At 67.7% G+C, this 18,359-nt stretch carries 13 protein-coding genes; 5 read left to right on the top strand and 8 right to left on the bottom strand.

Translation table 11 applies throughout. The annotated features are described in order from the left end of the window. Positions 1–88 precede the first annotated feature (88 nt). The 5 genes from FHW79_RS15785 to FHW79_RS15765 form a co-directional block, all read right to left on the bottom strand. A complete protein-coding gene (locus FHW79_RS15785; protein ID WP_119506681.1) occupies positions 89–1,792 on the bottom strand; it encodes a nickel-dependent hydrogenase large subunit in 1,704 nt (567 codons plus the stop codon). A gap of 18 nt (positions 1,793–1,810) precedes the next feature. Beyond that, entirely contained in the window at positions 1,811–2,980 is a 1,170-nt protein-coding gene (hybB, locus tag FHW79_RS15780; RefSeq protein WP_183179811.1) for a Ni/Fe-hydrogenase cytochrome b subunit, read from the bottom strand. Positions 2,981–2,992: 12 nt separating this feature from the next. Continuing rightward, positions 2,993–4,072 (bottom strand): hydrogenase 2 operon protein HybA, encoded by a 1,080-nt coding sequence (gene hybA, locus FHW79_RS15775; protein ID WP_183179810.1) that lies wholly within the window; start codon positions 4,070–4,072, stop codon positions 2,993–2,995. A gap of 9 nt (positions 4,073–4,081) precedes the next feature. Beyond that, the gene (locus FHW79_RS15770) at positions 4,082–5,245 is read right to left on the bottom strand and encodes a hydrogenase small subunit (RefSeq protein WP_183179809.1); all 1,164 of its coding nucleotides are present in this window, start codon (positions 5,243–5,245) and stop codon (positions 4,082–4,084) included. 320 nt (positions 5,246–5,565) lie between these two features. Further along, positions 5,566–7,257 (bottom strand): methyl-accepting chemotaxis protein, encoded by a 1,692-nt coding sequence (locus tag FHW79_RS15765; RefSeq protein ID WP_183179808.1) that lies wholly within the window; start codon positions 7,255–7,257, stop codon positions 5,566–5,568. 63 nt (positions 7,258–7,320) lie between these two features. Here FHW79_RS15765 and FHW79_RS32740 point away from each other — a divergent pair, with 63 nt between their 5' ends. From FHW79_RS32740 to FHW79_RS15750, 3 genes are all read left to right on the top strand, one after another. Beyond that, positions 7,321–7,749, top strand: a complete 429-nt coding sequence (locus FHW79_RS32740; RefSeq protein WP_247884413.1) for a hypothetical protein — start codon at positions 7,321–7,323, stop codon at positions 7,747–7,749. A 94-nt stretch (positions 7,750–7,843) separates the two neighbouring features. After that, positions 7,844–9,553 carry an adenine deaminase gene (gene ade, locus FHW79_RS15755; protein ID WP_183179807.1) on the top strand — a complete coding sequence of 570 codons (1,710 nt, stop codon included), beginning with the start codon at positions 7,844–7,846 and terminating at the stop codon, positions 9,551–9,553. Positions 9,554–9,708: 155 nt separating this feature from the next. Continuing rightward, a complete protein-coding gene (locus tag FHW79_RS15750) occupies positions 9,709–10,425 on the top strand; it encodes a hypothetical protein (protein WP_183179806.1) in 717 nt (238 codons plus the stop codon). A gap of 37 nt (positions 10,426–10,462) precedes the next feature. Here the strand turns inward: FHW79_RS15750 and FHW79_RS15745 are convergent, their stop codons facing one another. Further along, positions 10,463–11,311, bottom strand: coding sequence for a DMT family transporter (locus FHW79_RS15745; RefSeq protein ID WP_183179805.1), 849 nt, complete (start codon positions 11,309–11,311; stop codon positions 10,463–10,465). Between the two features lie 180 nt (positions 11,312–11,491). Here FHW79_RS15745 and FHW79_RS15740 point away from each other — a divergent pair, with 180 nt between their 5' ends. Both FHW79_RS15740 and FHW79_RS15735 read left to right on the top strand, forming a co-directional pair. After that, positions 11,492–12,430, top strand: a complete 939-nt coding sequence (locus FHW79_RS15740; RefSeq protein ID WP_183179804.1) for an EamA family transporter — start codon at positions 11,492–11,494, stop codon at positions 12,428–12,430. A gap of 473 nt (positions 12,431–12,903) precedes the next feature. Beyond that, the gene (locus FHW79_RS15735; protein ID WP_348984173.1) at positions 12,904–13,467 is read left to right on the top strand and encodes a histidine phosphatase family protein; all 564 of its coding nucleotides are present in this window, start codon (positions 12,904–12,906) and stop codon (positions 13,465–13,467) included. A gap of 156 nt (positions 13,468–13,623) precedes the next feature. Here the strand turns inward: FHW79_RS15735 and FHW79_RS15730 are convergent, their stop codons facing one another. Both FHW79_RS15730 and FHW79_RS15725 read right to left on the bottom strand, forming a co-directional pair. Further along, a complete protein-coding gene (locus FHW79_RS15730) occupies positions 13,624–13,893 on the bottom strand; it encodes a ribbon-helix-helix domain-containing protein (RefSeq protein ID WP_183179802.1) in 270 nt (89 codons plus the stop codon). Positions 13,894–14,215: 322 nt separating this feature from the next. Next, on the bottom strand, positions 14,216–18,328 hold the full coding sequence (locus FHW79_RS15725; RefSeq protein ID WP_183179801.1) for a hypothetical protein: 4,113 nt from the start codon (positions 18,326–18,328) through the stop codon (positions 14,216–14,218). Positions 18,329–18,359: the final 31 nt, after the last annotated feature.

The following is an 18,359-nucleotide window of genomic DNA, read 5'->3' as shown; positions in this document are numbered from 1 at the left end:
GTGAACTGGATCAATCGACAGGCGTGACGACGCGAAAAGCCCCTCTTCCGCGGGGAAGAGGGGCTTTCGGCCGGTCAGAAGGCTTTGGTCAGACGACCTTCACCTGATAGTGCGACTTCGTTTCCGTGTCGGTCAGGTGCACGGCGCAGGCCAGGCACGGGTCGAAGCTGTGCAGGGTGCGGATGATCTCCAGCGGCTGGTCGGCGACCGCCACCGGGTTGTCGATCAGGGCCGCCTCGTAGGCCGAGATGTTCCCGTCCTCGTCGCGCGGGCCGGCGTTCCAGGTGGTCGGCACGACCGCCTGGTAGTTTTTGATCTTGCCGTTCTCGATCACGACCCAGTGCGAGAGCATGCCGCGCGGCGCCTCGTGGAAGCCGAAGCCGCGGATCTCGCCCTTCGGGAACACCGGCTTGTTGAAGGTCTTGGTGTCGCCCTTCGCGATGTTCTCCATCAGCAGTTTCCACTGGTTCTGCAACTCCTCATGCAGGACGACGCAGCGCACCGCGCGGGCGGCGTGGCGGCCGATGGTGGAGTGCAGGGCATCGACGCCCACCTTGCTGCCGAGATGGCCCGACACCGCGTCCAGCACCGCGTTGACCCAGAACTGCGTGCGCTGGTGGCCGGACGCGTACATGCCCAGCACATTGGCCAGCGGGCCGACCTGGGCGCGCTTGTCGTAGAAGGTCGGCGACTTGATCCAGCTGTACTTGCCGTCGTCCTGCCAGTCGGTGAAGTTCGGGATCGTCTCGCCGTCGTAGGGGTGCAGGGGACCCTTGCCGCCCTGGTACCAGGAATGCTTCACGCTCTCCTTCACGCCCTTCTCGAAATAGGGGTCGTGGAAGTCCTTGATCGGGGTGAACTTGGTGAGGTCGCCGCCGTCGATGTAGCCGGCGGGCAGGGCGAAGGTGGTGCCCTTGGTGTCCAGCGGCATGTCCGGGATGGACAGGTAGTTCACCACGCCGCGGCCATACTGCGTCCAGTCGGCGTAGAAGGCGCCGATGGCCGCCACGTCGGGGATGTAGACCTGGGTGATGAAGTCGCCCACCTCGTCGATCAGCTGCTTGATGTACATCAGCTTTTCGAGGGTCAGGGTGGACTGGCTGTCCATGTTGATCGGGTTGGTGACGCCGCCGACCGCCATGTTCTGGATGTGCGGGGTCTTGGAGCCGAGGATCGCCACCACCTTGTTCATGCGACGCTGGTAGTCGAGCGCCTGGAGGTAGTGGGACGCCGCCATCAGGTTGGCTTCCGGCGTCAGCTTCATCGCCGGATGGCCCCAGTAGCCCGAGCCGAAGATGCCGAGCTGGCCGGAGTTGATGAAGGCCTGCAGCTTCTTCTGCGCGGTGGCGAATTCCTGCGTGCTGTTGCGCGGCCAGCCGGAGATCGACTGGGCCAGCTTGGCGGTCGCCGCCGGGTCGGCCTTCAGCGCCGACACGATGTCCACGAAGTCGAGCGCGGACAGGTGGTAGAAATGGACGATATGATCGTGAACGTTGTGGGCGCCCTGGATCATGTTGCGGATGTACTGGGCGTTGAGCGGCACCTCCAGCTTCAGCGCGTTCTCCACCGCGCGAACGGAGGTGATGGCGTGCACCGTGGTGCAGACGCCGCAGATGCGCTGCGCGAAGACCCAGGCGTCGCGCGGGTCCTTGCCCTGAAGGATCAGCTCGATGCCGCGCCACATCTGGCCCGACGCCCAGGCGTTGGTGACCTTGCCGCCGTCCACTTCACAATCGACCCGCAGATGACCCTCGATGCGGGTGACCGGATCTACAACAACTCGCTGAGCCATAATGAAACTCTCCTAAACTCAGCCGTGCTCGGGATGGACGGCGTGCATGACGGGCAGCTTCTTCACGAAGAGGAGATACAGCGCGATCTCCAGCGCGAAGACGCCGACGGTGACCATGATTTCCTTGACCGAGGGGAAGTAGTGCCAAGGGCCGACCGCCGGCGTGAAGCCGATGAGATAGACGTTCAGGCGGTAGAGGATGCCCGCCGCCAGCAGGAGCGAGGCCGACAGGAACAGCGCCCGCGACCGGTTGCGGTTGGCCTTGGGGATCAGCAGCGCGAGGCCGGAGATCATCAGCGCCATCTCCACCACGAACCAGCCGGACTGCGGGCCGCCGAAGATCTGGCCGATCTGGCCGCGCACGATCAGGTCGACGACGCGCAGCACGACGAACAGCGAGGCCACGACCAGCATCAGCCCGGCCAGCTTCGACAGCACCGGCGTCTCCATCGGGCGGCGGAAGTTCAGCGAGGCCATCACCGATTCCCAGACCACGATGGCGAAGCCCATCAGGATCGCGGTCAGCAGGAAGAAGACCGGCAGCATCTGCGACTGCCACAGCGGCGACAGCTTGTGCCCGACGATGACCATCATGGTGCCGAGCGACGACTGGTGCATCGTCGGCAGCAGCACGCCCAGCGCGATGAACACCCACAGCACCCGGTTCAGCTTGGCGCGCAGCCCCTCGATCCCGAAGCGCTCCAGGAAGGCCGGGGCGAATTCCACCACCAGCACCAGCGTGTAGGTCGCCACGCACAGGCCGACCTCCAGCATCACGGAGTTGGGCTGCGCGTACCACGGCAGCATCATGTGGTAGAAGTTCCAGTAGCGGCCGAGGTCGACCAGCACCGCCAGACCGGCGAGGCCGTAGCCGAACAGGCTGGCCAGCACCGCCGGCCGGACCAGCGGGTGATACTCGCCGCGGTTCAGGATGTAGCAGAGCAGCGCGATGACGTAGCCGGCGCAGCCGAAGGCCGAGCCGATCACCACGTCGATGGCGACCCAGATGCCCCAGGGATAGCCGTCGTTCAGGTTCGACACGGCGGCCAGACCCTGCGTATAGCGCTGGAACAGGATGACGCCGGCGACGGCGACCAGCGCGGCGCAGATCAGGAAGGGAAGGGTGAGGACCCGGCCGCCGAGCGGCTGATGCTCATGCCCATGATGCTCTTTAACGTGCGAAGACATGGCGTGGCCCCCTCACTCGTCGGTGTGGTTCTTGGTGTTGCGGTGCGCCAGATAGGCGAGACCGGCGAACACCGTGGCGGGGGCGATCATGCCCGCGTAGAGCGTGTGCTGGATGCCTTCCGACAGGGTCGGATAGCCATTCTCCGGCACGTTGGTGGGCAGGTTCAGCTTGTCGAACGGCACGGCGGACACCGCGAGGCACTGGGTGCCGCCCAGCTCCTTCTCGCCGTAGATGTGCGTCTGGTAGGCCGCTTCCACCAGCTTCTCATGGCCGGAGCGCGGGCCGCCGACCTTGCCGGCGATGTCGCCGCGCGGGTAGTGCGCATACTCGCCCACCTTCAGAGCGGTGCGGCGCTTGGCCTCCGCCTTGAGGTCCTCCGTGCGGCCGAACAGGGTCGCCCCGGTGGGGCAGACGTCGGCGCAGCCCGGAAGCTCATTCTTGGCGAGCTGCTGCTTGCAGAGCTGGCACTTTTTGATCTCGCCGAAGGCGTCGTTGTAGTCGTACTTCGGCACGCCGAACGGGCAGGACAGCACGCAGTAGCGGCAGCCGATGCAGGCGCTCGGGTCGTGGTTGACGATGCCGGTCTTGGCGTCCTTGGTCATCGCCGACACCGGGCAGACCGACACGCAGGACGGATCGGCGCAGTGCAGGCACTGCCGCTTGATGAAGGCGAAGCCGTTCTCCGCCGCGTCCTTGGTGGCGCCGGTGCCGTGGCTGTAGGCCTTGATGACGTTCAGCGTCCTGGCCGACAGCTCCACCGGGCTGTCGTAGATCGGCTTGTCGCCGCCCCCGGCGTTCCAGCCCTGCTGGGCCGGGCCGACGTCGGGCGGCATGTGGTTGACCTCCTTGCAGGCGGTCACGCAGGCCTTGCAGCCGATGCACAGCGTGCTGTCGTAGAGCAGGCCGACGGCGTCGGGCGGCAGCGGCTTGGGCGGACGGACCAGCGCGTTGGCCTCCGGCGGGGCGGCGACCACGGTAGTGCAGGCCGCCGCGGCCGCGGCCGCGCTGCCCTTGACCGCGTTGCGCAGGAAGCCGCGCCGCGAGACCGACGCCCCCGATGTCTTGTTCTTCGACATCATGTTCTTGGACATGGCGTCACCTCACTCGGCGGCGGTGGAGGAGGATTCGGTCTTCGCGTCCTGCTTGCCGAGACGGCTGGAGATGACGGCGCCGGCACCGACCGCCGCGCCGACGATGCCGGCGACCACCGCCGCGGCCCCGGCCGACATGCCCTCGCCCTTCTCGACGGCGACCGCCGGGTAGCTGTTGGGCGGCGCCACCGACTTCAGCGAGGCCAACTCATGGATGCTCTTGGTGAAGCCGACGCCCTTCTCGGTGCAGCCGAAGCAGGGATGCCCGGTGCCCACCGGCCAGGTGCCCTGACCGACGTCGTTGAAGCCGATGGACGGACAGTTCGCGTAGGTCTCCGGCCCCTTGCAGCCGAGCTTGTACAGACAGTAGCCCTGGCGGTGGCCGTAGTCGCCGAACTCCATGGCGAAGCGCCCGGCGTCGAAATGCGGGCGGCGCTCGCAGTTTTCATGGATCAGCCGGCCGAAGGCGAACTTCGGGCGCATCTTGTCGTCCAGCTCCGGCAGCTTGCCGAAGGCGACGAAATGCAGGACCAGCGAGAGGAAGTTGTAAGGGTTCGGCGGGCAGCCGGGGACGGAGACGACCGGCTTGTCCTTGATGATCTCGTTCAGCCCGACGGCGCCCGTGGGGTTGACGCCGGTCGACGGCCAGCCGCCCCAGGAGGAGCAGGAACCCATGGAGATCACCGCGGCCGCACCCTTGGCGCACTCCAGCACGGCGTCCTTGTAGGTCTTGCCGGCGACCTTGCAGTAGACGCCCCCGTCCTTCGTCGGGATGGAGCCGTCGGTGACCATCAGGTACTTGCCCCAATTGTCCTTCATCGCCTGCTGCTTCCAGTTCTCGGCCTGGTGGCCGGAGCCGGTCATCAGCGTCTCGTTGTAATCGAGCGAGATGGTGTCGAGGATCAACGTCTCGAGCGACGGGTGGTGGGTGCGCAGCAGCGATTCGGTGCAGCCGGTGCAGGCCTGGCCCGACAGCCAGATCACCGTCGGGCGCGGCGCGGCCACGGCGGCGTTGGCGATCTTCACGCCGAAGGCGGGGGAGAGGCCCAGCGTGGCGGCCACGCCGGTGCAGTAGGCCAGGAATTCCCGGCGGGACAGGCCGGCGAGCGCACCCTCATACTCGTCGAGATCGCCGATGTGCTCGGCGTCGAGATCCACATGTCCGTCGGGCATGACTTTCCCCCAAAGACCCTTTTGCATTGATCCGCTGGTCGCCCGGTGGCCGGACGCCGGATGCGCAGCACGCCACGGCGCGTCCTGGGAAACCCGATGCGGGAACCCAACGATGCGGCGTAATCCCTATCTATTGTAGGGGTATTTGGACGCGAAACGCTCGCCGGCATTGCACCAGTTTCGATGCGGACGCGGCATTGATCTGCATCAAATGGGGTATAAGGCGGGTAAGCTTCGAACGCTCGGGGCGCATCAGTGGAAAGGATGCGTCGGGAAAAGCCTCCTCCCCGGCATAAAGCCCGGGGAGGAGGGGGAGAGGATCAGACCGCCTTCATCTGGCGGGTGAAGTCATCCACGTCGCTCTGCAGGGTGCGCGCGTGGACCGACAGGCCCTTGGCGGCGCTCAGCAGGCCGCCGGCGGCTTCCCCGGTGTGGTCGGCGGATTGCGACACGCCGGAGATGGTCGAGGAGACCTCCTGCGTGCCGATCGCCGCCTCCTGCACGTTGCGGGCGATCTCTTGGGTGGCCGAGCCCTGCTGCTCCACCGCGGCGGCGACGTTCGTGCTGATGTCGCTGATCCGCTCGATGGTGCCGACGATGCCGCTGATCGCGCCGACCGCCTGCTGGGTCTCGTTCTGGATGGCGACGATCTGGGCGGAGATCTCCTCGGTGGCGCGGGCGGTCTGGTTGGCGAGGCTCTTGACCTCCTGCGCCACCACGGCGAAGCCCTTGCCCGCCTCGCCGGCGCGCGCCGCCTCGATCGTTGCGTTCAGCGCCAGCAGGTTGGTCTGGCTGGCGATCTCGGTGATGAGGTTGACGACTGCGCCGATCTTCTCCGCCGCCTGGGCCAGGCCCTGGATGGTGCTGTTGGTGCGCTGGGCTTCCTGCTCCGCCTCGCTGGCGATGCGGGCGGCCTCGCCGAGGCGCTGGCTGATCGAGCCGATGGAGGCGGACAGTTCTTCGGTCGCCGCGGCCACGGTCTGGACGTTGCCAGTGGCCTGTTCCGCCGCGGCGGCGACGGTCGAGCTGCGGCGCGAGGCGTCGGCGGCCGAATGGGTCAGCGATTCGGCGCTGCTGCGGATGCTGTCGGCCTCGCCGTTCAGGGTGCGGCACAGCCCTTCGATCTTCTGGGCGAAGCCATGGGTCAGGGACTCCAGCCGTTCCTGCCGCTGGCGGCGCACCTCGATCTCGCGGCGTTCCTGCTCGGCCAGATCGTTGGCGCGGCGCAGCCCGTCGCGGAAGACCAGCACGGCCTCCGCCATGTCGCCGACCTCGTCGCCCTGGCCGGTCCCGGGGACCTCGGCCCCGGTGTTGCCGGCGGCGATGGTCTTCATCGCTGCGGTCATGCGGGCGATGGGGCGCGCGATCATGTTGCGGGCGACTAGAACGGCCAGCAGGATGCCGAAGAGCACGCCGCCGACACCGATGGCGAGCATCAGCGTGGTCCAATGCTGGCGGGCCGACACCAGTTGATCGTGCAGACGGTCGATCATAGCGTCCTGATCGGCGCTGAGCGCCTGGATCGCGGCGTTGAGCGCTTGGCGGTTGCTGCGATTGGCGTCGTTGTCGCCGTAGGTTCGGGCTTCCGCCGGCCCTTTCTCGCGGGCGAGGCGCACCGTTTCGGTGCGGAAGCGGATGAACTCCTCGGCCTTTGCCGCCACCGGGGCCAGCGTGGCTTGTCCCTCCGCCGGGGTCAGGCGCTTCAGGGTGCCGAGCCGCTCGCCGAGGGTGTTCAGGTTGTCCAGCAGGGGCTTGCCGAACTTGTCCACCTCGGCCCGATCACGGGCCATGTAGACGCCGCGCGAATCCATGACGACGGCCAGGACGAGGCTGTTGAGCTGCTCGCCCAGCACCTGCCGGTCCGACGCGCGTTCGATGGCCTCGGACTTGCCGGCCAGATCCTGCATGGCGGCCAGCCCCATCAGGCCGGTCACTGCGGCCACCGCCGCCTGCAGCCCCACGAGAAGATAGACCTTCGGGCCGATCTTTAGATTCCTAAGTGCTTTCAACATGCTGGACGTCCCCATTACGGCGGTCTTGGGCCGCCTCTGTGCACGACGATAATGAGGTACCTATTGGTTTCCGAAGCGTTAAATCGTTCTATGACACGTTGCCGCGCCACTATTGGGTCTGAACTAGACGAAGTGCATATTGTTTTTCAAACGAACAAATTTTTCGGGAATTTTGCTGGTGTCGGCGTGTTCGTCTTATTGGAGGTGCAACGTAAAGGGCAGGGGAAGCGGAACATGGAAGCCATGGACACCGTCATCGCAGGCATTATGCAATCTTTTGTTGTGATTGTTCTTCTGGCGCTGACGGCCTGCGGAGAAGGTGGCGCGCCGCCAGGGGGCAGTTACGGCGTCGCCTATGGCGGAAGCGGGCCGGTCTACACGCTGGGGGCCGGCCTTCCGACCTACCGGCTTGAGCCGCGGACCTACTGGAACTACCCGGATTACCGCGGCACCGGACCAGTCATCGAACTGGCGAGTCGTCCGGGAAGCTGACCGCGCAACTTGATGTTATGGAATATCCGATTGAAGGGTCCCGCCCGGCCGTTTACCTAAAGAAGACATGAAAAGGGCAGGACGAGGCGGAGACATGGCGGTCACCCGGGACGAACTGAAGACGCGCATCGGTCAGGCCCTGGGTGAGACCAAGGCCGATCTGGTCATCAAGAACACCCGTTTCCTCAACGTCGTCACCGGAGAGATCGCCGAAGGCGACATCGCCCTGTGCGGCGACCGGATCGTCGGCACCTACGAGTCCTACGACGGGGTGGAGGAGATCGATGGGCGCGGCGTGACCGTCGTTCCGGGCTTCATCGACACCCACGTCCATTGCGAATCCACCTGTGTCACGCCGATGGAGTTCGACCGCTGCGTCCTGCCGCGCGGCACCACCACGGCGATCTGCGACCCGCACGAGATCTGCAACGTGCTGGGGGAAAAGGGGCTTCGCTATTTCCTGGACTGCGCCGAGGGGACGGTGCTGGACCTGCGGGTGCAACTTTCCTCCTGCGTGCCGGCAACGGAGCTGGAGACCTCCGGCGCGCGGCTGGAGGCGGCGGACCTGCTGCGCCACAAGGATCACCCGAAGGTGCTGGGGCTGGCCGAGTTCATGAACTTCCCCGGCGTCTTCCACAAGGTGGACGGTGTGCTCGACAAGCTGGCCGCCTTCGACGGGCGCCACATCGACGGACACGCCCCGCTGCTCAGCGGGCGGGAGCTGAACGCCTATCTGTCCTGCGGCATCCGCAACTGCCACGAGACGACCAGCGCGCCGGAGGCGATGGAGAAGCTGCGCAAGGGCATGCAGGTGCTGATCCGCGACGGGTCGGTGTCGAAGGACGTGCACGCGCTGGCCCCGGTGATCCAGCCGGAAACCTCGCCCTTCCTGGGCTTCTGCACCGACGACCGCAACCCCCTCGACATCGCCGAGGAGGGGCATATGGATCACCTGATCCGCAGCGCGATCCGGCTTGGCGCCCCGTTGGCCCATGTCTATCGCGCCGCCACATGGTCGGCCGCCCGTGGCTTCGGCCTGTTCGACCGGGGCATGATCGCGCCGGGACAGCGCGCCGACCTCGTCCTGCTGGACGATCTGGAGGACTGCGCGGTCAACCGGGTGATCCGCAACGGGCGGGTGGTGACCCCGGAGACCTTCGCCGGGCGCCCGGCGATCAGCCCGGTGGGCCTGCGCTCGGTCAAGCTCCACCCGGTAACGGCGGAGGATTTCGCGGTGCCCGCCCGCGGCTCCGTCCAGTCGGTGATCGGGGTTCTGCCCGGCAAGATCATCACCGCCCATCTGCGGCTGGAGGTGCCGGCCAGGGACGGCAAACTGGTGGCCGATCCGGACCGCGACATCCTGAAGATCTGCGTCTTCGCCCGCCACGGCACCAACCAGAATGTCGGGCGCGGCTTCGCCAGCGGCTTCCGGTTCCGCGAGGGCGCGCTGGCCTCCTCGGTCGGGCATGACAGCCACAACATCTGCGTGGTCGGCGCGTCGGACGAGGACATGGCCATCGCCGTCAACCGCCTGATCGAACTTCAGGGCGGCTTCGTCGCGGTGCGCAACGGCAAAATCGTGGGGGAACTGGCCCTTCCGCTGGCCGGGCTGATGAGCCTGGAGCCCTTCGAGACGGTGGAGCGCCATTTGCGCAGCCTGCGCGCCTCGGTGAAGGAGATGGGCTGCCCGCTGGCCGAGCCCTTCCTGCAACTGGCCTTCCTGCCGCTGCCGGTGATCCCGCATCTGAAGATCACCGACCGCGGCATGGTGGATGTCGACAAGTTCGCGCTGGTCGAAGCGTGACCCCGGCAATTCCTGCCGGAGGGGCGGCGGAACTTGCCGCCCCCTTTGCGGGGAGTCACCGCCTAACCCATTGAAGTTCAAGGAAAGCCTTTTGGCCCGCTGCCTGCAAGGATCGGCCCGACAAACACGAAGAATGCCGGTCGGAGAGGCGTGCCATGGTTGGAATGAGCGACATCAGCGGCTTGGCCCAAAGCATCCAGACGTCCATCGACGCGGCGATGAAGCGCGTCCAGGAGCAGGCCAAGCAGGCGACCGACGCCAAGCCCAGCGGTGAGGTCCAGGAGTATGAGCAGACCGTCCGCAAGTCGGCCCTGAACGCCGCGCCCTTCGCCACCAACGTCGGGACGCTGGTCAAGGACACCAGCCGCCTCAACGTGCTCAGCACGCTGGCCGCCAACGACCCGGCGGACTTCTACAAATTCAATCTGGCGACGCCCGGCGAGGTCGCCCTCGGCCGCGTCGGCGACACCGGCGTGCGCGTCCAGCTGATGGACAAGCAGGGCAAGATCGTCGCCGACAGCAACAGCGAAGCCGGCTCCACCTACGACGCCTACAAGAAGTTCGAGGCGGGCACCCTGTCGCTCGACCGCGGCGACTACACGCTGCGCGTCTCGCGCGACAAGGGCGTGGCGGCCAAGGAGGAGAAGAACTACGGCCTCCAGCTCCGCATGGGCGACTACAGCAAGGACTACGACACCATCGCCAAGCAGCCGGTCAAGGGCGACAACCCGCTCCAGCAGACGCCACAGCTCCAGCGCCTGACCTCCCTGCTGACCGGCGGCACCACGACCAGCTCCGGCGCACTGGGCATCCTCACCGGGGGAAGCGGCGGCTACAGCGGGCGCGGCTCCCTGCTCAACGGGCTTTTCTGAGGCATCAGACCATCCTTGCCATCCATCTGCGGCGTCGTCAGGCGGCGACGCGCAGCGACGCGGCGCCGAGGACGATGACGACGCCGGAGGCCAGCCGCACCGGGCCGACCCGCTCCTTGAGCACCAGCGCGGCCAGCGCAATGGCGAACAGGATGGAGGTTTCGCGCACCGCCGCCACCACGGCGACCGGCGCGATGGTCATCGCCCAGAGGGCGAGCCCGTAGGAGGCGATGCTGGCCGCCCCGCCGCCCAGAGCCACCATCCAGCGCCGGCGGGCATGGCTCAGGAAGCCCCTGGCGTCGCGCAGCAGCGCTCCACCCACCATGGGCACGCTCAACAGCAGGAAGCACCACAGCGTGTAGCCGGCCGGTGCGCCGGACAGCCGCACGCCGATGCCATCCACCACCGTGTAGGCGGCGATCACCAAGGCGTTGGCAAGCGCGCAGGCGGTGCCCCGCCACGATCCCGAGGAGCCCGATCCCCTCCCCAACAGGGTCAGGGCTAGAATGCCGCCGCAGACCAGCACCGTCCCGGCCCAGGCGCCGGCGGACAGGCTCTCGCCCAGCAGCAGGCCGCTGCCCAGTGCCACGATCAGCGGGGGCGTGCCGCGCATCAGGGGATAGGCGTGGCTCATCGCCCCTTCGCGATAGGCGGCGGTGAGCAGCCGGTAATAGGCGACGTGCAGAACCGTGGTCACGCCGAGATAAGGCGCGCTGGCGAGCGACGGCGGCGGAAGGACGGGAAGCAGCAACAGGGCGATGAAGGCGGACCCGGCGACCACCAGGACCGCGTCGGACCGGCTGCCGCCCCCAGCCTTCAGCGCGGTGTTCCATCCGGCATGGAGAAGGGCGCCGGCCAGGACGGCGAGAAGGGCTTCGGTTGGCAAGAGGGGAACCGTGGTCGGGAGAGGGGACGATGCGGACGGAGGGGCGGCCTTTGGCCCGCCGGATGGCAGGATACACGCACAGGTTCGGTGCCGGACAGTCCAAATGCCCCGGCCCAAATACCCTGGCCCAAATGCCCCGGCCCAATTGCCCGGCGTCGTTCTTTGCGCTAAGCGTTCGCCATGTCGACCGATAGCCTCCCGACCCAGAGCCTTCCGACCGCGGCGGCGTCCGCCCCGGCCGCGGTCCGCCGCGCCACCGCCATCGGCGGCTTGGCCATCCTGATGTGGTCCACGCTGGCGCTGCTGACGGCGCTGTCGGGGACCATCCCGCCGTTCCAGCTCGTGGCGATGTCCTTCGGCGTCGCCTTCATCGTCGGGACGGCGGCGGGAGCCGCCCGGGGCAAGGACGTGATCGGCGTGCTGCGCCAGCCCTGGCGGGTCTGGCTGCTCGGCGTCACGGGGCTGTTCGGCTACCACTTCTTCTATTTCCTGGCCTTCCGCCTCGCCCCCGGCGCGGCGGTCGAGGTCAATCTGCTGAACTATCTCTGGCCGCTGCTGATCGTGCTGTTCTCCGCCCTGCTGCCGGGAGAGCGCCTGAAGCGCGGCCATGTGCTGGGTGCGCTGTGCGGGCTCGCCGGGACGGTGCTGATCGTGACCGGCGGCTCGCGCGGGCTGTCGCTCGACGCCGGGGACACCCCGGGTTATCTGTCTGCGATGGCCGCGGCGGTGCTCTGGGCGTCCTATTCGGTGCTGTCGCGCCGCTTCGGCGACGTCCCGACCGAGGCGGTCGGCGGCTTCTGCCTCGCCACGGCGGTGCTGGCCGGGCTGTCGCACCTGCTGTTCGAAACCACCGTGGCGCCGTCCGGCGGGGAGTGGCTGGCGGTGCTCGCCATGGGGATCGGGCCGGTCGGCGCAGCCTTCTTCGTATGGGATCACGGGGTGAAGCGCGGTGACATCCGGGCGCTGGGCGTGCTCTCCTACGCCACGCCGCTGACCTCCACGCTGCTGCTGATCCTGTTCGGGCAGGCGGCGGGGGGCTGGACCGTCTGGGCGGCCTGCGGCCTGATCATGGGCGGCGCCGTGCTGGCCAGCCGTGACGTTCTGCGCGGTGATCGGTAGGGCGGACGCCGACCGGACGGCGACACTGAATTCATAGGCTTTTCATGCGGCGCGGCGCTGGTCGGCAAGGGCGCTTCCCTCCTTGCCGGACCTGCCCGCCACGCCGACCGAGGCCAATCGGGATCGCGGCGCCGCGCTGTCCCCAGTGGCCGTCGGAAGCGACGGAGGCACCGTTGTATGGACTGTAGGCGTGTAGGCGGAGCGCCTGCCCAGCACGACGGCTGGCAGCGTCCGGGCACCGGGCGAGGCTGCCGGCGCATCACGGCCGAACCGTCACGGTGGGAAAGGGTGTGACGGGCTGGGGCGCTCGGTCGGGTATCAAGGTCCATGCCCGGTGGCGAAGCGCCGAGTTCGGGATGCGCAGAGCAAGGAGGGCTTGGTCTTTCGGTCCACGCGATCAATATCGTTGTCGTTTCGTCACCAACCGCCGTGGTCCGATGCCGAGGGTCGTTTGCCGCAGGTCGCTGGCCGCCGTGCTTGCCGCCGCCGTCGCCGCCATCCCGGTCGCCGGCTCCGCCTCGGTGAGTTGGGCGACATCCCCAGGCATGGTTGATCCGAAAGGACTGATCGTCCTCATGAGGCATGCGGACGCGCCCGGAGTTGGCGATCCAGCGAACTTCCGGCTTCGCAATTGCACCACCCAGCGCAACCTGGACGCAAACGGCCGCGAACAGGCCAAGCGCACCGGCGATCTGCTGCGCACCATCACCGGTCGACCGGCCGCCGTCTATTCGAGCCAGTGGTGCCGCTGCCTGGAAACCGCCCGGCTTTTGGATGCCGGACCCGTGCAGGAACTTCCAGCGCTCAATTCATTCTTTGATCGGCGGGAGGAACAGGAGGCGCAAATCGCATCGCTGCGCCGGTTCCTGGCCGGATTGCCGGACGACGGAGCGCCGGTCGTTCTGGTCACCCATCAAGTGGTTGTGACCGCCTTGACCGGCGTCTTCCCGGCGTCCGGCGAGGCGGTGCTCCTCCGGGCCAACGGAACGGGCGAGCCGGCCATCGAGGGACGCATCAAGGCTGATGGCTTCAGATAGATCATGGAGCCGCCCATCCGCCGGATGCGACCGGCAACGGCGAGGCAGCGGCCATGATGCTTCCGGATGGGTAACCGACCTTCCGGGGCCGGCTTTCAGGATGCGTTGAGGCGCCTGACGACGATGCGGACCGCCGCCGTGGTGCGGCGGGTTCGTTCACTCCGCCGCGACGGCGAGCCCGTAACGAGCCCCTTCCGGCTTCGGCGTGGCCGCCATGAAGTATTCCAGCACGTAAATCCGTACGGCGCTGGACAGGTTGCTGGCATCCACGGCCTCCACCCGCTCGGCGAGGCGGTTGCACAGCTCACCCAATGTAACGCTTTCCCTCTCCGCAATCTCCTCCAGGCCCTCCCAGAAGGCAGCTTCCAGCCGCAGGCTGGTGCGCTTTCCGGCGACATAGACGTTCCTAAGCTTCTTCGATGACATCGCATACCCGCCGCGCGACACGTTGCACTCTTATGTGTGAAGCCTCGCGGAGTCCGAGCCGAAAAACATGTGATGAACTTCACATGAAACGCAGGAGGCGCTCCCGTCGATCAACAAAGTCACAGCGCCGCCGCCGTGTCGCATCCATGTGCGTCGATTTTCGGCAAGGCCTGCAACAGGCTGGATCGTCGCCGACCGGATTGGAGACGCACGCCCAGCGCCAGCGGTGCGGCGCCCTGAAAGGCGTCACAAACGTTCTCCTGCAAAGCGGCGAAGGGAGAAGGGACAGGATGGGGGGCCTGCCCCCGTCCTGTCCGCCCCGTTATTTGCCGAGCTTCGCCCTGGTCGCACCGGCCGCCATCCGATCGCCATCCACCCAGCCTTTGACGGTCTGGAAGAGAACCTGCGAGATCTCGGTCGGCTCCTGCGTGTCGAGAGAGATGTTCAGGATCGACGCCACAGGCGAAGCCGCGACCCAAGCCGGAACATCCATGGCGTGGAGTTGCGCCGTCACCATGGATGCCTGCACACCGTCGCGCGCGGCCGGCACCGTGTAGTTCGTCACGACCGCCCGGACGCCGCCGAAGCAGAAAGCCTCGCGCGCCGCGTTCCAGCTTTTCCGCCCCTCGGCGGTAAGGTCGATGTTGACAACCTGCTGCATGCCGGCGAAGCCGGCGTTGCGCTGTTCGGTGCTTGCCACGCGGACCAGACCGCTGGCGGTCAACGCCTCCAGCTTCGACGTGTTCTGACTCCAGGGGCCGGTGGCGACCACGGGCAGAGGCCACTGGTTCTTGGGGTGGGCATACCCCGTGGAGGCGCAGACGAGCCGCCCGTCCTCGATCCCGGCGGCCATGTCGGCCTTCGTCGCCTCCTCGCTGTTCGGGTCGAGAAGACGGGGAAGCCGCCGCCAGTCCTCCATGAGCGACTGCCAGACAGCCGGCTGCACGTCCACCGACCTGCCGGCGGCCTCGACCGCGACGCCAACCAGCCCCTTGCCCTTCTCAAGCTCCTTCAGGCTCACCTTGGCAGGCGTCCTTCCGGACAGTGTCAGCGTGTGGGTCCGGCCGAACAGGCCGGGCGCTTCGTACCCGGCGACCCGCACCGGGGCGGACGGATCGGTGGCCAAGGCGCAGGTCAAATCCCGCAGCGTCCGTGTGCCGTCGGCAACAGCCAGCGCAACGGCGGGAGCGCCATCCTTCAGATTGGCTTTTCCGACGGCGTTGTCGCAGATCGTCTGCTTCTGCTGGGCGCGAATGGCGACGATCCGGTCGTTGGCCGCCGCCGCAAAGCGCTGCGCCACTGGATCGGGCAGTTCGCCCCCCGTCCGGTCACGCAGCTCGATGATTTGCGACACCCCCACGTCGGACGCGGGAAACTCGGCCAGCTTGGCGCGGATTCCGACGTCGAGCTTGGCCAGGATCGCGTCCGCCCGGTCCTTGCCCGCCTTGCGGACGGCGGCGCTTGTCGCCGCGTCCAAGCCGACGGCCGGTCTGTCGGCGACGTCCATGGCGGCGGTGAACCCCTCGGGGGTGTCGGGCAGCTCGGCCAGGTTCTTCCGGATGGTGGCGTGAAACTCCTTGCCGATCTCCGTCTTGCGCCGCGTGATGACGTCGGCAATGCGGGTCGCCGCGTCGTTGGGCAGCCTCGCGGCGTCCGCCGACCGCGCCAACTCCTCGATCCTGCTCAGCCCGATCCCGTCCGCGCTGACGGCGGCGATGTCCTTGACCAGCACCTCCTCCATGATGGCTGTGCGGCGCTGCGATGCGGCCTCCGCGAAGGGCTTGGCGATCGCTTCGGGCAGGGCGGCGATGCTCGGCCGCGCCATCAGATCGTCGATGGTCCCGAGGCCGTTCCTCTCGGCCGGAACGGCGGCGACGGAGGCCCGGAACTCATCGACCGCCTTGCTGGCGATGACACCACGCCGATCCTCGAATTCCTTTTCCAGACCCTGCGCGGCGTCGGCCCACAGCGCCGGAGCGGAGGAGCGAACGTTGCGTGCCAAGGCCTGAAGCCGGTCGAGGCCCTCCAGCGTCTCCGGAGCCTGCGCCAATTGCTCCTTGATGGCGGCGGCGACACGGGCGGTGTGGACCTCGGCGAGCGCCTTCAACTCCGCCGCGGCCACCGTGCCCTCCGCAACGGGGAGAGCGGCGAGGATCGGGCCGGTGCGGCCGCCGTTGCGCAGTTCGGCCATCGCCTCGGTGGTCGGCGGCAATTCCTTCAGCCGCGCCAGTTCACCAGCCAGGGCGGAGCGCTGCTTGGGAATGTCGCGCAGCCGTTCGATGTGTGGAGCGAGCGGCTTCAAGAGCTTGATGTTCGCGGCGATCCGGTCGGCACGCCGGGTTCCCATCATGCCGTGTGCGCAGCTGTCCAGCTTCTGTTCCACCTCGGTCACCTGCGCCGGCTCCCAGCGGGTCGCCGGAACACCGAAGCTGGCGCTTGAGAGAGGGTCGAGAACACCCTTCGGAACGGGCGGCTTGTCGCCGAGCACCAGGTCCAGCGGAACGCCGTCAAGCGCCCAGGACAGGACGGAAGCGCAATCGCCGGTGTTGAAGCTCCCGGCCGCGGGCGGCTTGCCCTTGGCGAGGTCGGGTTCGGGCAGGGCGGAGGCGAAGCTGCCCAGATCCTGCCCCTGATACACGAAGCCTGTCGGCTTGTGGCTTTGGAAGGCGTCGAGCAGCGCCGTACGCTCCTCCACCGTGACGTCAGACGTGAGATTCGGCAGCAGGATGGGGATCAGCGTGTGGACGTGGTCGAGTTTGACATCGCGCAGGATCGCCGCGAACTCCCTGGGGGGCAACGGCTTTTGCAGCGCGGGAACGAGATGGAGATACGCCTGCCGCCGGTGGTAATCGGCTTGCGGCAACCCTCCGATGTCCAGGAACTCCGCGGCGGACAGGCCGCTCCGCCGCGCCGCGATGGCCTTGATCAGGTCGGCGCGCGCGTCGGCGTGGAACGGCTGCATGTACAGCGCCAGTTCGTTCGCCGTCAGTCCGGGGTCGAGCCGGTCGGCCAGCGCCGCCAGGGCGGAGAGGCGCGGGTGGTCGGAGAGATTGCCCAGCAGCGTCGGAAGGTCGCCGGGCTTCAGGGTGCCGACCATGACCGGGGCGAGAACGCCGACGGCCTGCGCGCGGCCGTGAGCTTGCAGCGCACCCAGAATTGTGGCGGCGTCGGCCACGGTGAGGTCGGGCTTGAACAACGGAGCCAGCGCCGTGATGGCTTCGACCCGATCATGGTCCTTGATGCCGCCGAGGAGCGAACGCGCCGCCTCGTGCCGCTCATTCGGCGGAATCGGCAGCATCTGCGGCGCCAGCGCCTTTATCCCCTGCGAACGGTTCCGTTCCTGCATGGAACCCAGCGCCGTGTTCACCTCCGCGACCGTGAGATCCTGGCCGAGTTGACGAAGGATGGTGCGCAGGGCGTTGTCGCGCTCACCGTCCTTGAGGTTGCCGAGCAGGTCCCGAAGAACCGCGATTCGTTCCGCGCCGGGGATCGGGGCCATGATGGGGGCGAGCCCCCGTTGCAGGGCCTGCACACGCTGATAGCCCTCAAGCCCCTGGAGAAAGGCGATGGCGGTTCCGGCCGACAGTTCGCCTCCGAAGGCGGGCGCAAGCTGCTCGACCGCGGGGACGCGGTCGCCTTCCTTGATGCCGGCCAGAAGGGTTGTCGCCGCGGCCGCCTGCTGATCCGCTGGAACAGGGGTGAGCTTGGTCACCAGTTCGCGGATCGCCCGCACGCGGTCGTACCCCTGGACGCGATCCAGCAGCGCGGCGATCTCCGTCGGAGACTGGCCCCGCTCGGGCAGGCGCGGAGCCAGCAGGGCGATGACGCCCAACCGGGCGTCGCCCGCCAGATCACCCAGCACAAGATTCAGGTCGGCGAAGGACAGCGTGTTCGGAAGCCTGTCCGCCCCCTGGCGGATGCCGCGGTGGCGCTCGGAGTCCTTGGCCGGCAGCGTGGCGACGAACAGGCGGACCTCCTCCGACGCGGCGGCGCTGGCCGGGGCTCGCAACGGCGCGTTCCTGGCCGCCGTCGACTGCGGTTTCGCCTCGCCTTTCGGCTCCGCTTTGGGCTCTGCCATCGCCTCGACCGGTGCGGCGGCTTTGGCCTCGGCGAGCAGACGTTCGAGATCCTTCGGGTCGAAGGCGCCGATCTTCTTGCCTTCGGCCAGCAGCCTGCCGAGCTTGGTCTCCGCGTGCTCGGCGACGATGCGCTGGACATCGGCCTGGGCCCTTGTCAGCAAATCCAGCCGCGTGGCCGCGTCGGCTTCGGCACGCGCTTTGGCGGTCAGGTTCATCGCCTCCACGAAGAGTTCCTGCGCGGGGTCGGCGGCGAGAGCGGCATGGATTGGCGCGCCGGCGGCGGCGGCCAGCAGGAAAACCGCCGCACCCCGGCCCAGCCATTTCTTGCCCAGCGGCGCCTTGCTTTGCATGGTCATGGATTCGTTGTCTCCGAACGTGGCGCGGCGC

The organism is Azospirillum sp. OGB3, from assembly GCF_014192915.1.
Taxonomy (GTDB): Bacteria; Pseudomonadota; Alphaproteobacteria; order Azospirillales; family Azospirillaceae; genus Azospirillum.
This window is presented reverse-complemented; position numbering and strand designations above follow the sequence as displayed.

Coding starts and splice junctions, on each gene's coding strand:
- FHW79_RS15730 (WP_183179802.1), bottom strand. CDS start 13,893: ATGTCATCGAAGAAGCTTAGGAACGTCTATGTCGCCGGAAAGCGCACC.
- ade (WP_183179807.1), top strand. CDS start 7,844: ATGGCGGTCACCCGGGACGAACTGAAGACGCGCATCGGTCAGGCCCTG.
- FHW79_RS15750 (WP_183179806.1), top strand. CDS start 9,709: ATGGTTGGAATGAGCGACATCAGCGGCTTGGCCCAAAGCATCCAGACG.
- FHW79_RS15765 (WP_183179808.1), bottom strand. CDS start 7,257: ATGTTGAAAGCACTTAGGAATCTAAAGATCGGCCCGAAGGTCTATCTT.
- FHW79_RS15770 (WP_183179809.1), bottom strand. CDS start 5,245: ATGCCCGACGGACATGTGGATCTCGACGCCGAGCACATCGGCGATCTC.
- hybA (WP_183179810.1), bottom strand. CDS start 4,072: ATGTCCAAGAACATGATGTCGAAGAACAAGACATCGGGGGCGTCGGTC.
- hybB (WP_183179811.1), bottom strand. CDS start 2,980: ATGTCTTCGCACGTTAAAGAGCATCATGGGCATGAGCATCAGCCGCTC.
- FHW79_RS15740 (WP_183179804.1), top strand. CDS start 11,492: ATGTCGACCGATAGCCTCCCGACCCAGAGCCTTCCGACCGCGGCGGCG.
- FHW79_RS15785 (WP_119506681.1), bottom strand. CDS start 1,792: ATGGCTCAGCGAGTTGTTGTAGATCCGGTCACCCGCATCGAGGGTCAT.
- FHW79_RS15725 (WP_183179801.1), bottom strand. CDS start 18,328: ATGACCATGCAAAGCAAGGCGCCGCTGGGCAAGAAATGGCTGGGCCGG.